This window comes from Vibrio cincinnatiensis DSM 19608 (genome assembly GCF_900167345.1).
Taxonomy (GTDB): domain Bacteria; phylum Pseudomonadota; class Gammaproteobacteria; order Enterobacterales; family Vibrionaceae; genus Vibrio; species Vibrio cincinnatiensis.
This window is the reverse complement of sequence record NZ_FUXB01000011.1, coordinates 20,984-34,358: the sequence shown is the minus strand read 5'-3', so window position 1 is coordinate 34,358 and position 13,375 is coordinate 20,984. Positions and strand designations below refer to the sequence as shown.

The 13,375-nt window shown below is 44.3% G+C and carries 18 protein-coding genes; 8 read left to right on the top strand and 10 right to left on the bottom strand.

Going from position 1 to position 13,375, the window contains the following annotated elements; translation table 11 throughout:
• Positions 1 to 29 precede the first annotated feature (29 nt).
• The 6 genes from lptB to B5D54_RS11195 are packed head-to-tail and all read right to left on the bottom strand — an operon-like array spanning position 30 to position 4,312.
• A complete protein-coding gene (gene lptB, locus B5D54_RS11220; protein ID WP_078926640.1) occupies positions 30 to 755 on the bottom strand; it encodes an LPS export ABC transporter ATP-binding protein in 726 nt (241 codons plus the stop codon).
• A gap of 2 nt (positions 756 to 757) precedes the next feature.
• Positions 758 to 1,255: a lipopolysaccharide transport periplasmic protein LptA gene (lptA, locus tag B5D54_RS11215; protein ID WP_078926639.1), complete on the bottom strand. Its 498-nt coding sequence runs from the start codon at positions 1,253 to 1,255 to the stop codon at positions 758 to 760.
• On the bottom strand, positions 1,236 to 1,799 hold the full coding sequence (gene lptC / locus B5D54_RS11210) for an LPS export ABC transporter periplasmic protein LptC (RefSeq protein ID WP_078926638.1): 564 nt from the start codon (positions 1,797 to 1,799) through the stop codon (positions 1,236 to 1,238). The genes lptA and lptC overlap by 20 nt, the downstream gene beginning before the upstream one ends.
• Complete coding sequence (kdsC, locus tag B5D54_RS11205; RefSeq protein WP_078926637.1) at positions 1,796 to 2,353, bottom strand: 3-deoxy-manno-octulosonate-8-phosphatase KdsC; 558 nt, start codon at positions 2,351 to 2,353, stop codon at positions 1,796 to 1,798. The genes lptC and kdsC overlap by 4 nt, the downstream gene beginning before the upstream one ends.
• Positions 2,353 to 3,327, bottom strand: a complete 975-nt coding sequence (gene kdsD / locus B5D54_RS11200; RefSeq protein ID WP_078926636.1) for an arabinose-5-phosphate isomerase KdsD — start codon at positions 3,325 to 3,327, stop codon at positions 2,353 to 2,355. The genes kdsC and kdsD overlap by 1 nt, the downstream gene beginning before the upstream one ends.
• Before the next feature lie 19 nt (positions 3,328 to 3,346).
• Complete coding sequence (locus B5D54_RS11195) at positions 3,347 to 4,312, bottom strand: calcium/sodium antiporter (protein ID WP_078926635.1); 966 nt, start codon at positions 4,310 to 4,312, stop codon at positions 3,347 to 3,349.
• Between the two features lie 358 nt (positions 4,313 to 4,670).
• On the opposite strand from B5D54_RS11195, the gene mlaF reads away from it, so the two are divergent.
• The 8 genes from mlaF (at position 4,671) to B5D54_RS11155 (ending at position 10,059) form a co-directional block, all read left to right on the top strand.
• Positions 4,671 to 5,474: a phospholipid ABC transporter ATP-binding protein MlaF gene (mlaF, locus tag B5D54_RS11190; protein WP_078926739.1), complete on the top strand. Its 804-nt coding sequence runs from the start codon at positions 4,671 to 4,673 to the stop codon at positions 5,472 to 5,474.
• Positions 5,464 to 6,255, top strand: a complete 792-nt coding sequence (gene mlaE, locus B5D54_RS11185) for a lipid asymmetry maintenance ABC transporter permease subunit MlaE (RefSeq protein ID WP_078926634.1) — start codon at positions 5,464 to 5,466, stop codon at positions 6,253 to 6,255. The genes mlaF and mlaE overlap by 11 nt, the downstream gene beginning before the upstream one ends.
• Before the next feature lie 2 nt (positions 6,256 to 6,257).
• On the top strand, positions 6,258 to 6,752 hold the full coding sequence (mlaD, locus tag B5D54_RS11180) for an outer membrane lipid asymmetry maintenance protein MlaD (RefSeq protein WP_078926633.1): 495 nt from the start codon (positions 6,258 to 6,260) through the stop codon (positions 6,750 to 6,752).
• 2 nt (positions 6,753 to 6,754) lie between these two features.
• The gene (locus B5D54_RS11175) at positions 6,755 to 7,393 is read left to right on the top strand and encodes an MlaC/ttg2D family ABC transporter substrate-binding protein (protein ID WP_078926632.1); all 639 of its coding nucleotides are present in this window, start codon (positions 6,755 to 6,757) and stop codon (positions 7,391 to 7,393) included.
• Positions 7,393 to 7,710 (top strand): STAS domain-containing protein, encoded by a 318-nt coding sequence (locus B5D54_RS11170; RefSeq protein WP_078926631.1) that lies wholly within the window; start codon positions 7,393 to 7,395, stop codon positions 7,708 to 7,710. The genes B5D54_RS11175 and B5D54_RS11170 overlap by 1 nt, the downstream gene beginning before the upstream one ends.
• 3 nt (positions 7,711 to 7,713) lie before the next feature.
• Entirely contained in the window at positions 7,714 to 7,968 is a 255-nt protein-coding gene (gene ibaG, locus B5D54_RS11165) for a BolA family iron metabolism protein IbaG (RefSeq protein ID WP_078926630.1), read from the top strand.
• Positions 7,969 to 7,978: 10 nt separating this feature from the next.
• Complete coding sequence (gene murA / locus B5D54_RS11160; RefSeq protein ID WP_078926629.1) at positions 7,979 to 9,244, top strand: UDP-N-acetylglucosamine 1-carboxyvinyltransferase; 1,266 nt, start codon at positions 7,979 to 7,981, stop codon at positions 9,242 to 9,244.
• Positions 9,245 to 9,315: 71 nt separating this feature from the next.
• Positions 9,316 to 10,059 carry a 1-acylglycerol-3-phosphate O-acyltransferase gene (locus B5D54_RS11155; RefSeq protein WP_078926628.1) on the top strand — a complete coding sequence of 248 codons (744 nt, stop codon included), beginning with the start codon at positions 9,316 to 9,318 and terminating at the stop codon, positions 10,057 to 10,059.
• Between the two features lie 54 nt (positions 10,060 to 10,113).
• Here B5D54_RS11155 and B5D54_RS11150 read toward each other — a convergent pair whose 3' ends face one another.
• The 4 genes from B5D54_RS11150 to B5D54_RS11135 all read right to left on the bottom strand — a co-directional run bounded on the left by B5D54_RS11150 (position 10,114) and on the right by B5D54_RS11135 (position 13,305).
• A complete protein-coding gene (locus tag B5D54_RS11150; RefSeq protein ID WP_078926627.1) occupies positions 10,114 to 10,503 on the bottom strand; it encodes a RidA family protein in 390 nt (129 codons plus the stop codon).
• A gap of 137 nt (positions 10,504 to 10,640) precedes the next feature.
• Complete coding sequence (pyrI, locus tag B5D54_RS11145; protein WP_078926626.1) at positions 10,641 to 11,108, bottom strand: aspartate carbamoyltransferase regulatory subunit; 468 nt, start codon at positions 11,106 to 11,108, stop codon at positions 10,641 to 10,643.
• A gap of 12 nt (positions 11,109 to 11,120) precedes the next feature.
• On the bottom strand, positions 11,121 to 12,050 hold the full coding sequence (gene pyrB / locus B5D54_RS11140; RefSeq protein ID WP_078926625.1) for an aspartate carbamoyltransferase: 930 nt from the start codon (positions 12,048 to 12,050) through the stop codon (positions 11,121 to 11,123).
• Between the two features lie 250 nt (positions 12,051 to 12,300).
• Positions 12,301 to 13,305 (bottom strand): ornithine carbamoyltransferase, encoded by a 1,005-nt coding sequence (locus B5D54_RS11135; RefSeq protein WP_078926624.1) that lies wholly within the window; start codon positions 13,303 to 13,305, stop codon positions 12,301 to 12,303.
• Between the last annotated feature and the right edge of the window lie 70 nt (positions 13,306 to 13,375).

The following is a 13,375-nucleotide window of genomic DNA, read 5'->3' as shown; positions in this document are numbered from 1 at the left end:
CGATAATTGATGAGTTACTTTAATTTTAATCATAGACGGAATTGTTCACCAAGATAAACCTGTTTTACTTGTTCATTATTCAGAACATCATGAGGTGTGCCTTCGGCAATCAGACGGCCTTGGCTAACAATGTAGGCTTTTTCACACACGTCTAATGTTTCTCGAACATTGTGGTCTGTAATCAATACCCCTAACCCTCTATCACGTAAGTGTTCAATGATTTTCTTAATATCAATGACCGAGATAGGGTCAACACCAGCAAACGGTTCATCTAGCAAAATAAACTGTGGATTGGCGGCTAATGCTCGAGCGATTTCGACCCGGCGACGCTCTCCGCCAGACAGTGCCATCCCTGCACTGTGACGAATATGCTGAATATGGAATTCTTCAAGAAGGTCTTCGAGTTTATCTTGCCGCTCCTCACGAGTCATTTCATCACGAGTTTGTAGGACGGCCATAATATTATCTTCAACCGATAATTTACGAAAAATAGAGGCTTCTTGCGGCAGATAGCCTATCCCCATTCGTGAACGGCTGTGCATGGGCAGAATACTGATGTCTTTATCATCAATGCTGATGGTGCCTTCATCTCTCGCCACTAAACCAACAATCATATAGAAGGAGGTTGTTTTACCTGCGCCGTTGGGCCCAAGTAAACCGACGATTTGTCCCGATTCGACTTGTAAACTTACGTCAGAGACGACTTTGCGTTTTTTATAGCTTTTGGCTAAATGTTCTGCTTTAAGTATGGCCATAATTATTCTTGCTGTGCGGCTTGAGGTTGAAGAACGGTGGATACGCGCCCGCCGCCTTGACTGTCTGCGATCAACTTTTGAGAGGAAATCTTATAACGAATTTCATTACCTCGAATTTGGCTATCATCTTGGGATAGCATGGCTTGACCTATCATGATCAATTCATCATCTGCCATTATATAGTGAAGTTGTTTGGCTTCACCGTACAAGGTTTTTCCTTCATCCGTCAACTGAGAGAAGGTGGTGAGATTCCCATAACCTTCTATCTTTTCTATTTTCCCACTTTGTTGATTACGCTGCACAATCAGCTTATCGGCATTAATATTAATGCTACCTTGCTTTAATTTGACATCACCAATGAAGGTGACACGATTGCTTCTCATATCCAATTGTTGGCTATCAGAGTCGATGTAGACAGGTTGTTGAGTATCTGTTGAGAGCGCAAATGCCGCCCCAGAAGTGAACAGACAAGCAATAAGACTAAGGTGTGAGAGTTTCATATCTGCCTTGTACATGGTTATACAGAACCGCTGAATGATTGGAAAAGTTTCCTGTCATCGCTTGTCCTTGAGTTTTAAATTGTGGGCCAACCAGTTCAACTTGGCTGTCGGCCCAAAAGTCACGGCTATGGAGTTGAATATTCAACTTTGTTGTGGTGAGTTGATCAAACCCCGAATCGGGTAGCAGATTATTGGCTACCACTTCATCATAAAGGATTAAAACTTGATCTTTCGTTAGAATTCCACGTTTAGCCGTTAACTCCCATTCTTGGTTTGTGCCATCACGAAATACTTTAAGTACCGGATATTCAAAAGTGGTGCTACCACTGTTTGCATAATAATCAAGATGTTGTGAGGTGATTACATAGCTACGAACACCTTGTTGATTGTAAGAGACATTATCAAGTGACTGGCCACTGAACATGGGAAGCTCAAAGTTAGGGGCGACTTGAATTGCCGTACTTTGGTTTTTGTCCAATAGATAGTAGCCTGACCAAACTGCAACGAAGAAAAGGCAGAGATAAAGAATACGAGACAAACTCATATACTCAGGCCTTTATGAAGATCCAGTTCATTGCGTGCTTGTAAAATTAAATCACACACTTCTCGCACTGCCCCATGGCCCCCTTTTATTTGGGTGACATAGTTGGCTCGCTGAGCTAACAAAGGGTGCCCATCGGCGACACAGACTTTGAGTGCTACCTTTTCCATCACGGGCCAATCAATTAAATCGTCACCAATATACCCTGTATACTCAGGTTGTATCGCCAGTTTTTGACAAATATCGTAATAAGCGCTCAGTTTGTCATCTTGGCCTTGATAAATCAGTGAAATACCCAACGCTTTCATTCGATTCTCGACAATTTTCGATTGTCTGCCTGTAATGATGGCTACCTGGATACCTGCGTTCATCAGTGACTTTACCCCATACCCATCACGAGTGTGAAAGGTCTTTAACTCTTCCCCTTGATTGCCCATATAGATAAGGCCGTCAGAAAACACTCCATCGACATCACAGATTAATAACTGGATCTGTTGTGCTATATCCAGAATTGAGGTTTCAACTGGGCCGTAAAGTGTGTTTACCTGTTGGGACATTACATCACTCCTGCTTTTAGCAAGTCATGCATATTCAACGCACCGACTAACTTTTGGTTATCCACCAACATTAAGCCGCTAATACGTTTCTCTTGCATTAGATTTAATCCCTCGACAGCAAGAAGGTGAGGAGAGGCGACAATCGGGTGCTGTGTCATGACTTCTTGAATCGACGCTGTGTGGATATCAACCCGTTTATCTAAAATTCGGCGTAAATCACCATCGGTAAAAATTCCCAGCAAGTGATCATGTTCATCAACCACGGCGGTCATACCGAGCCCTTTTTGGCTGATTTCAAGCAGAGCGTCGCGGATTAAGGTTGTAGGTGACACTTTGGGCAACTCGTCTCTTTGGTGCATGATGTCAGAGAGTTTTAACAGTAGTTTGCGCCCGAGTGCACCACCGGGGTGTGAGAGGGCAAAATCTTCAGCAGTGAATCCTCTGGCTTGGAGTAAGGCGACCGCCAAAGCATCCCCCATGACTAGCGTCGCGGTGGTGCTGGTTGTGGGAGCCAAGCCAAGAGGGCATGCTTCTTTGGGTACCGTGATTTGCAGGTGAAGATCTGCCCATTTAGCCATATTGGATTGTGGGTTGCCCGTCATACTGATGATGCGATTATTTAACCGTTTAAGCACAGGAAATAGCGCTAGAATTTCAGATGATTCGCCTGAGTTAGAGATAGCTAAAACGATATCTCCCGCATCAATCATTCCTAAATCACCGTGTGAGGCTTCACCAGGATGAACAAAAAAAGCAGAGGTTCCAGTACTCGCTAATGTGGCCGCAATTTTTTTTCCGATATGCCCCGATTTACCAATCCCCATCACGACAACTTTACCCGTTTGATTGGCCAATATCATTTGGCACGCTTGGCAGAAGTTATCATTAAAATACTGGTCTAATTGTTGTAATCCGGCGATCTCGGTAGCCAGTACTTGCTGAGCTGCACCTCGATAGTCAAAGTTATCAAACATCTTTAACTCCTAAAAATAATTAAGCGGCCATATTCATCAGTAAATACCCTTGATAACCGAGGAACACGATAAACAAGATGGCACCTTCTAGGCGATTAATACTACGAGATTTACCCAAGGCCATGACAACCAACAGTAATGAGACGCCTAGCATGACCCAAAAATCCCGGCCCATGGCATTTTCGCTGAGCATGGAGGGGTTCAATATTCCAGGTAGCCCCATCACGGCTAAAATATTGAAGACATTGGAACCGATGATATTACCGACCGCCATATCATCTTCTCCCTTTAAGACGCCCGCTAAGGAGGCGGCGAGTTCAGGAAGGCTGGTTCCCACGGCAATAATGGTTAACCCGATCACCAAGTCACTCATGCCGAAGTATTTCGCTATAATGACCGAGTTATTCACTAGCATATTAGCGGCAAAAGGAAGAAGAATTAATCCGAAGACGACCCACATCACCGCTTTTTTATTGCTAACATCTTGAGGAATTTCAGATTCCCTTTCGGTTAATAAAATATCGCCTTTTTGTTGTTCTTTACGACTGATTCGTAGCATCGCAAGCAAAAAAATCACAAATAATACGAACAGTAACGTCCCTTCATAAAAACCGAGGTGGTTGTTCCACAGTAATACGCCAGCAATCAGCGTTACGATGATCATCAAAGGAAGCTCACGACGCAATACGGTTGAGCTGATAGACAAAGGCTTAATCAATGCTGTAATGCCTAAGATCAAGGCGATATTAGCTATATTCGAACCCAATACGTTACCGACAGCCGTATCCGTCTTTCCGCTTAAGGCTGCTGTTGCCGAGACCATCATTTCTGGCGCAGAAGAACCCATTGCTAGAATGGTCATCCCTATCACTAAAGGTGAAATACCGATGTTTCTTGCTATTGCAGCGGCACCAAAAACCAGTTTATCGGCGCTCCATACCAGTAAAATGAGGCCAACTATGAGTAAGGCAACCGATTCGAGCATGACAATTCCTAGTTTGATGAAAAAACAGAATAAGTAACCGCTAATTTTGACGTGTTGATCACTAAAAGGGAAGTCGAAGATAGCATTTATTGTCTCATTTTCATGCATCCTTTTTGTGTGATGACGAAAATTCAATACCTTAAACCTTATCTTACACTTTGTTACGGAATTTCTAAGTAGCGGTTGGGAGCATAGAAAGAGGCTGAGGGGAGCCAGCCTCGGTTGACTTTGAGGTTGGGGCCTCATGGTATCAGCGGCGATCCGAGGCTAAGCAATTGAACAGTGCTTTTAATTTGGGATTAATCTGCTTATGATTGCTCATCTCCTAGATGGAAATCGACAATAGCGAATGGTGAATATGCCTGAAACCAATCTAGTCACTATTAATAACCTGACGTTTTCTCGTTCAAACCGAGTCATTTTTGATGACATTAGTTTGTGTATGCCAAAAGGGAAAATCACCGCTATCATGGGCCCTTCAGGGATCGGTAAAACGACCTTGCTGCGCCTGATTGGTGGGCAATTATTACCCGAGCAAGGTGAGATTTGGTTTGATGGTCAAAACATTCCTCGCTTAAGTCGGCGTCAGTTATATCAATCGCGTAAAAAAATGAGCATGCTTTTCCAGTCGGGGGCGCTTTTTACCGATCTCAATGTCTTTGATAACGTGGCCTTCCCTCTGCGCGAGCACACACAACTGAATGAATCGTTGATTAAAACCTTAGTCATGCTGAAATTAGAAGCGGTTGGGTTGCGAGGAGCTGCGCATCTAATGCCAAGTGAATTGTCGGGAGGGATGGCTCGTCGAGCCGCTTTAGCTCGTGCGATAGCACTTGATCCCGAGCTAATCATGTACGACGAACCCTTTGTGGGGCAAGACCCGATCACCATGGGCGTTTTGGTCGAACTCATTCGCAATCTTAATCAGGCTTTGGGGGTGACTTCTGTGGTGGTTTCCCATGATGTACCAGAAGTGATGAGTATTGCGGATTGGGTATATTTATTGGCCGATGGCAAAGTGATCGCCTCGGGCACGCCACAAGCATTGGAGCAGAACCGTGATCCTCGGGTTCAACAATTTTTATGTGGTCAAGCCGATGGTCCGGTCCCTTTCCGTTTTCCGGCTCAATCGATAGAAAAGGATCTATTTGATGTTGAATAGTGGAAAACAGTGGGTTACCCATTTTGGGCGGCGTTGTCTGGGCGTGAGTGAGTCTTTGGGGCGAGCAAGTCTAATGCTCGTTGGTGCAATAGCCGCTCGGCCAAGGCCCATTCAACATTTACCTTTGTTGATTAAGCAGCTATACAGTGTAGGTGTTCAATCTTTAGCGATTATTGTGGTCTCAGGCCTCTTTATTGGCATGGTGTTAAGTCTGCAAGGGTATGTGATTTTAGTTGATTATGGGGCTGAAACTAGCCTTGGTCAGATGGTGGCTTTATCACTATTGCGTGAATTAGGCCCGGTTGTGACCGCATTATTATTTGCGGGGCGAGCGGGATCGGCATTGACGGCTGAAATTGGTTTAATGAAAGCAACAGAACAAATTTCAAGTTTAGAGATGATGGCGGTTGATCCCTTAAAACGCATTATTGCTCCTCGTCTTTGGGCTGGTCTTATTTCAATGCCTCTTCTGGCCATGATTTTTATGGCGGTCGGCATTTGGGGCGGCCAGTTAGTGGGAGTGGAATGGAAGGGAATTGATCATGGTAGCTTCTGGTCAACCATGCAGTCTTCTGTTGAATTGGGTTCAGATATCGGTAACAGCTTGATCAAGTGTGTGGTGTTTGCCATTACTGTCACTTGGATTGCACTTTTTAATGGCTATGATGCCATTCCGACTTCGGAAGGCATTAGTCGAGCAACCACGCGTACCGTGGTGCATTCTTCTCTGGCAGTATTAGCGCTGGATTTTGTACTGACCGCATTGATGTTTGGGAATTAAACATGCAACAAACTCGTAAACTAGAATTTTGGGTAGGCAGTTTTGTGCTAGCAGGAATTTGCGCAATTCTGGTGATGATTTTTCAAGTCGCTGACGTGAAAGGACTCGGAGCCAACGATACTTATTCACTCACCGCAGAATTTGACAATATTGGTAACTTGAAAGTGCGATCTCCAGTGAAAGTCGGAGGTGTGGTTGTGGGAAGAGTGGTTGCGATCAATTTAGATCAACATCGGCTATTACCTCAAGTCACTTTAGCGATTGATAGTCGCTACAATCAATTTCCTGAGACATCGAGCCTTCAAATCCTAACGTCAGGATTGATTGGTGAGCAATATATCGGGTTTATGCCCGGATTTGTGTTTGACGATGAGCAGATGCTCAAAGATGGGGATCGTATCGAGGATACGAAGTCAGCTTTAGTCTTGGAAGATTTGATTGGTCAAGTCTTGTACAGTGTTGGTGGTGGAACCAGTAACAGTAAAGATGGAGAGTAACCATGTTGAAACGTTCGATGATACTAGTGATGACTCTTTTTTGGTCTTGGTTCACTACGGCACAAGTTGAAATAGATAAAACAAATCCGTATTTGATGATGAAAGAAGTGGCCCAGATTTCCTTTGATCGTCTCAAAGCGGATCAAGGGATCATCCGTGATAATCCGGAGCATTTGAAAGTGATCGTTGAAGATGAACTGATGCCTTATATCAATGAGCAATATGCAGCATTAAAGTTACTAGGCCCTCATCTTAAAGGGGCAAAACGAGAAGATGTGGGAACCTTTATTCAGGCTTTTCGAGCCTATTTAGTGACCAGTTATGCACAAGTGCTCACGCAGTATACGGATCAAGAAATTGTTTTTGGGCCAGAAGTTCCTCTCCCTGATGATCGTCGAATTGCCAGCATAAAGGTGGAAATTATTGATTCCCCTCGTCCTAACATCAACTTGGAATTTAAATTACGTAAAGAAAGAGAAGGTGATTGGAAAGCCTTTGATATGATTGCTGAGGGCATTAGTTTATTGTCAAGCAAGCAGTCTGAATGGAGTGGCAAAATTCGCCAAGAGGGGATTTTAGCCGTTGCAAAAGAGCTGCAATCTCTGGCAGATCAACCCATTCGTTTTGAGAGCAATCACTAATGAGTCATCCTCAGTGGCAGGTTATTAGCGCTGAATCCGTTATATTACGTGGAGCGTTAGACCGAGATACCGTCCCTCAATTGTGGCCTGTGATTCAATCATGGCGAGCCAGTGCTCCTCAATGTGATGTTTCTTTAGCCGACGTAGAACGCATTGACTCGGCGGGCATGGTGATGTTAATTCATTTAATAGAGCATGCAAAAAGACAAAATTGTCATATAATGCTGAGCTTTGTGCCTCAACAATTGCGCACATTATTTCAGTTGAGCAATATTGAAACCATGATGGCTCAACATATTACTCACCAGCCGGAGTGAATTGTGGATAGCGCACAAGTACAACAAATATTAGAACAAGCACTCAACCTTCAAGAGCTTCACGTAAAAGGTGAAGGGAGCCACTATGAAGTCATCGCTATTGATGAAAGCTTCGAAAATATGAGCCGAGTGAAGAAACAACAGATGATCTATGCGCCTCTGATGGAATATATCCAGCGTAATGACATCCATGCTGTTTCAATCAAAACGTTCACTCCGCAAGAGTGGGCCCGCAATAAGAAGTTGATGTCGCTGTAAGGTTTTTTTAATGGAAAAGTTTCGAGTTATTGGGTCAGATTCCCCCCTTCAAGGTGAAGTGACTATTTCTGGTGCAAAAAACGCTGCACTGCCTATTTTATTTGCGTCTATTTTGGCGGAAGAACCCGTTGAAGTGGCTAATGTACCTCATCTACGCGATATTAATACGACGATGGAATTGCTTAAGCGTTTAGGCGCAAAAGTAGAACGTAATGGTTCCGTTCATGTCGATGCTAGCCAAATTGATCAATACTGTGCACCTTATGATTTAGTGAAAACAATGCGCGCTTCTATTTGGGCATTAGGTCCGCTGGTTGCGCGTTTCGGCCAAGGGCAAGTTTCTTTACCTGGCGGCTGTGCGATTGGCGCTCGTCCGGTTGATTTGCATATCCATGGTTTAGAGCAATTGGGTGCCTCCATTACTCTTGAAGATGGTTATGTCAAAGCGCAAGTGGATGGGCGTTTAAAAGGTGCGCATATCGTCATGGATAAAGTTAGCGTTGGGGCGACCATCACTATTATGTGTGCAGCGACCTTAGCGGAAGGCAAAACCATTTTAGATAATGCTGCGCGTGAACCTGAAATTGTCGATACGGCTGCGTTTCTTAATACGTTAGGGGCGAAGATTTCAGGTGCCGGAACCGACACCATTACCATTGAGGGTGTTGAACGTTTAGCGGGTGGGCGTCATGCTGTCGTTGCTGATCGTATTGAAACGGGGACCTTCTTAGTTGCCGCGGCCGTTTCTCATGGCAAAGTGGTTTGTCGTAATACCAAAGCCAGTTTACTTGAATCAGTACTGGCCAAACTGGAAGAAGCGGGAGCGTTGATCGAAACGGGTGAGGATTGGATAAGCCTCGATATGACAGGGCGAGAGCTTAAAGCCGTTTCGATTCGCACTGCCCCTCACCCAGGCTTTCCAACCGATATGCAGGCACAATTTACCTTATTGAATATGATTGCCAAAGGTGGTGGTGTGATCACGGAAACTATCTTTGAGAATCGTTTTATGCACGTGCCTGAGTTAATGCGTATGGGTGCAAAAGCTGAAATTGAAGGCAATACAGTGATTTGTGGTGATGTAGAATCACTCAGTGGAGCACAAGTGATGGCAACCGACTTACGCGCTTCGGCCAGTTTAGTCATTGCAGGTTGTATTGCTAAAGGTGAAACCATTGTGGATCGTATTTACCATATCGATCGTGGTTATGAACGTATCGAAGATAAGCTTTCCGCTTTGGGCGCTAGTATTGAGCGCATTCGAGAGTCAAGCTAAACTACTGAGCTCTCTGTGGGCCGAAATCCTAGGGTTTCGGCTTTTTTATTTAAGCGCTTCGGAGAATCTGAATGATTGCTTTAATTCGCATATTGGCAGTAATGTTGTTTGCTATCATTATGTTTATTTTTGGGTGTGGCTACTGTCTATTGAGCCCTCGCAACCCAAAGCATGTCTTTACCTTTGGCCGCATGTTTGCTGCCATGTCGAAAGTTTTTGGTATCACGTTGGAACTGCGCATCCCAGAAAATGCTTATCAACGAGGTCAAGCCATTTATATTGCGAACCATCAAAATACGTGGGACCTTTTTACTGTATCGGCGGCAGTCACACCCAAAGTGGTGACTGTGGGTAAGAAAAGCTTAGCTTGGATGCCACTGTTTGGTCAGTTGTATTGGTTGACGGGGAATATTTTGATTGATCGTGCCAATAAATCCAAAGCCAAAGGAACGATTGATCAAGTGGTTGACAGTATGAGAAAGAGTGATGTTTCCGTCTGGATGTTTCCGGAAGGAACACGTTCGCGTGGTCGAGGGTTATTGCCTTTTAAAGCTGGAGCTTTTCATGCAGCGATTGGCGCTCAAGTTCCGATTATTCCCATTGTGTGCAGCTCAACGGATCACCTAAAACTGAATCGATGGAATAATGGACACGTCATTGTGGAAATGCTTTCTCCGGTTAGTACAGAAGGGTTAAGCAAAGAGGATGTTCGTGCGCTTTCTCGACAGTGCCATCAGGATATGTTGGAGAAATTAACCGAGTTAGATGCTGAAGTCTCCATGCTTAATGGACCGAATGTGCATTCACATCAATAAATAAAAAAGGTTGCTTTTAAGCAACCTTTTTTATTGGAATATTGTTGATTGCCGTTATTTTCGGACCGCTATCGCCTCAATCTCAATGCCCACATCTTTTGGCAAGCGAGCTACTTCCACACAAGAGCGAGCGGGGTAATGAGCGACATTATGCTCATCAAAAAATTGTCCATAGACTTGGTTGACGGTTGAAAAATCATTCAAATCTTTAACAAAGACCGTCATTTTGACGATATCACCCACTGTTAAACCGGAGGATTCAACCACGGCTTTGACATTCTCTAAAGATTGGCGCGCTTGAGCGGCAATACCTGTCGGAATATCGCCTGTCTCGGGGTTAACTGGGATCTGGCCTGAAGTGAGGACCATATTACCTAAATCGACACCTTGAACGTAAGGACCTATTGCAGCGGGTGCTGAGTCAGTATGCAGAACTTTTGTCATGCTGGTGATTCCATCTTGGTGATTGAAAAGAAGTTTTAGTGTGCCCTTAAAGGTGAATGAGGTAAAGAGACAATAAAGTAGAATCGGTGCAAACTTGTCACTCCCGATGTGGGATCACATCGGGAGTGAGGCTGAGTTTAGGCTTCGCGCTCTGTCACCACTTCACGTGAAAAGACCTTCTCGCAATATTTACATTTCAAGCGAATGTCGTTGTTTTTTTCAACAATGCAAAAGCTGCTTTCAACGGGCTCATTATGGGAAATACAGTTGCTGTTCGGGCAAGCAAAGACATTATTGATCTTTTCTGGCAACTCAAGGGCGAGCTTTTTAACGACTTGATAATCTTCAATTTGATTAACCGTAGCATGAGGAGCATACAAGGCTAATTTGTTGGCCTGATCTTCGCTGATAAAGACATTCTCAATTTTTAGCAAATCTTTATGCCCGAGAGCGGAAGAGGGCAGGTTTAACCCAATGGTTACTCTCTGGTTGCTGTTATGCATATCAAACAGTCTCAGCACTTTAATGCCGACTTTAGCGGGAATGTGGTCAATCACTGTACCATTCTTGATGGCTTCAACTTGCAGTTTGGTTTCTTTGTTCATCATAGGCTCCAATTACAGTGACTCATTTAACACAAGGGCGAGTAAGGCTTCACGGGCATAGACGCCATTTTCTGCTTGTTGAAAGAAGTACGCATGTGGCGTTTTATCGACATCGGTGGTGATTTCATCAACACGAGGAAGTGGGTGCAGCACTTTCATGTTGTCTCGAGCCTCTTCTAAGAGTGATGCTGTTAACACATAGGCAGATTTGATATGTGCATATTCTGATTCATCAAAACGTTCTTTCTGAACTCGGGTCATATACAGAATATCGAGTTCGGGAATGATACTTTCCATATCATTATGGCAACTGTATTGCAGGCCGGCTTCATCGAGTTCTTCACAAATATAATCAGGCATGGCCAGCGCTTCCGGTGCCACGAAGAAGAAGCGGTTATTATCAAATTTAGCTAAGGCTTGGGTTAACGAGTGAACCGTACGGCCGTATTTGAGATCGCCCACAAAGGCGATATTGAGATTATCTAAACGACCTTGGGTTTCAAATAAGGTAAAGAGATCAAGTAAGGTTTGTGTGGGGTGCTGGTTTGAACCATCACCGGCATTAATCACGGGAACACCATTGGAAAACTCGGAAGCTAAACGAGCCGCTCCTTCTTGTGGATGACGAATCACAAAGGCATCCACATAAGCGGTAATTACTTGAACAGAGTCGGCAAGCGTTTCCCCTTTTTTGGCGAGTGAAGTATTGCCTGCACTATCAAAGCCAATCACACTGCCGCCAATGCGTTGGATCGCGGTTTCAAAAGAGAGGCGAGTACGGGTGGATGGTTCAAAGAAGCAGCTTGCGACGACTTTATTCTTTATCAGTTCCGGCTTCGGTTCCGCTTTCAATTGGCTTGCGGTTTTGACTATTAATTCCAGCTCTGCTCGTGAAAGCTCAGAAATGGAGATAATGTGCTTTTGGTAAAGCGAATTCGCCATGATCTTCTTCCCTATCTTTTTTCTTTAAGCCATAAAAAAGCCTCCCGATCTGGGAGGCTATTCAATCTCTGGTAAGAGGAAATAACGCCATACAAAGTGAGCACCCTTGCTCACTGAAATGAATATTAGCAACATGATGAATGTGGCTGGTTTCCATTGGCTACCCCTCAGACAAATTGCTGCGCATTATACGCCGAACTTTGGCTAAGGCAAGCGTTTGCTTTAGCGCTTTTACGCTCGAATAACGCAGTTAGGCACCTAGTGTAGCAACCATGACCGCTTTGATGGTATGCAGCCGATTTTCTGCTTGATCAAAAACAATCGAGTAATCGGATTCAAAGACATCCTCCGTGACCTCTAAACCGTTCATACCATATTTTTCTGCGATTTGTTTGCCTACGGTGGTTTCATCATTATGAAAAGCGGGTAAGCAGTGCATAAATTTAACTTGAGGGTTACCCGTTGCTTGGATAACGTCCATATTAATTTGATAAGGTTTCATTAGAGCAACTCGTTCATCCCAAGCGGCCGCCTCTTCTCCCATCGAAACCCAAACATCGGTATAGAGAAAATCACAGCCTTCAACACCTTGTGCGACGTCTTCAGTTAGGGTGATAGTGGCGCCAGTGCTCTGTGCTATGGTTTGACAGGTAGCCACTAGTGCTTCTTCAGGCCAAAAAGCTTTCGGGGCGACTAAACGAATATCCATCCCCATTTTTGCCGCGCCCACCATGAGTGAATTTCCCATATTGTTACGAGCATCACCGAGGTAAGCAAAGCTAATTTGATGAAGTGGCCTTCCGTGTGAATGCTCTTGCATCGTGAGGAAGTCGGCTAAAATTTGAGTCGGATGAAATTCATCGGTCAACCCGTTCCACACAGGGACGCCAGCGTATTGTCCTAATTCTTCAACAATTTTTTGTCCATAGCCACGATATTGAATGCCATCATACATGCGTCCAAGAACACGGGCGGTATCTTTCATGGATTCTTTATGGCCGATTTGTGAGCCCGATGGCCCGAGATACGTGACTTGAGCCCCTTGGTCAAAGGCGGCAACTTCAAATGCGCAGCGAGTTCGCGTGGAAGATTTTTCAAAAATCAGGGCGATATTTTTACCGAGTAAGGTTTTTTGCTCGGTACCAGCGTATTTTGCCTGTTTCAATTCAGCTGAAAGGTTTAATAGAAACTGGATTTCTTTAGAGGTGAAATCAAGCAGTTTAAGAAAATTACGATGACGTAAATTAAAAGCCATACCCAGTCCTTAGTCGTCGATCAATAGTGGCACTAGTAAAGCATAAAAACACGCAAAAAGTGAATAATTA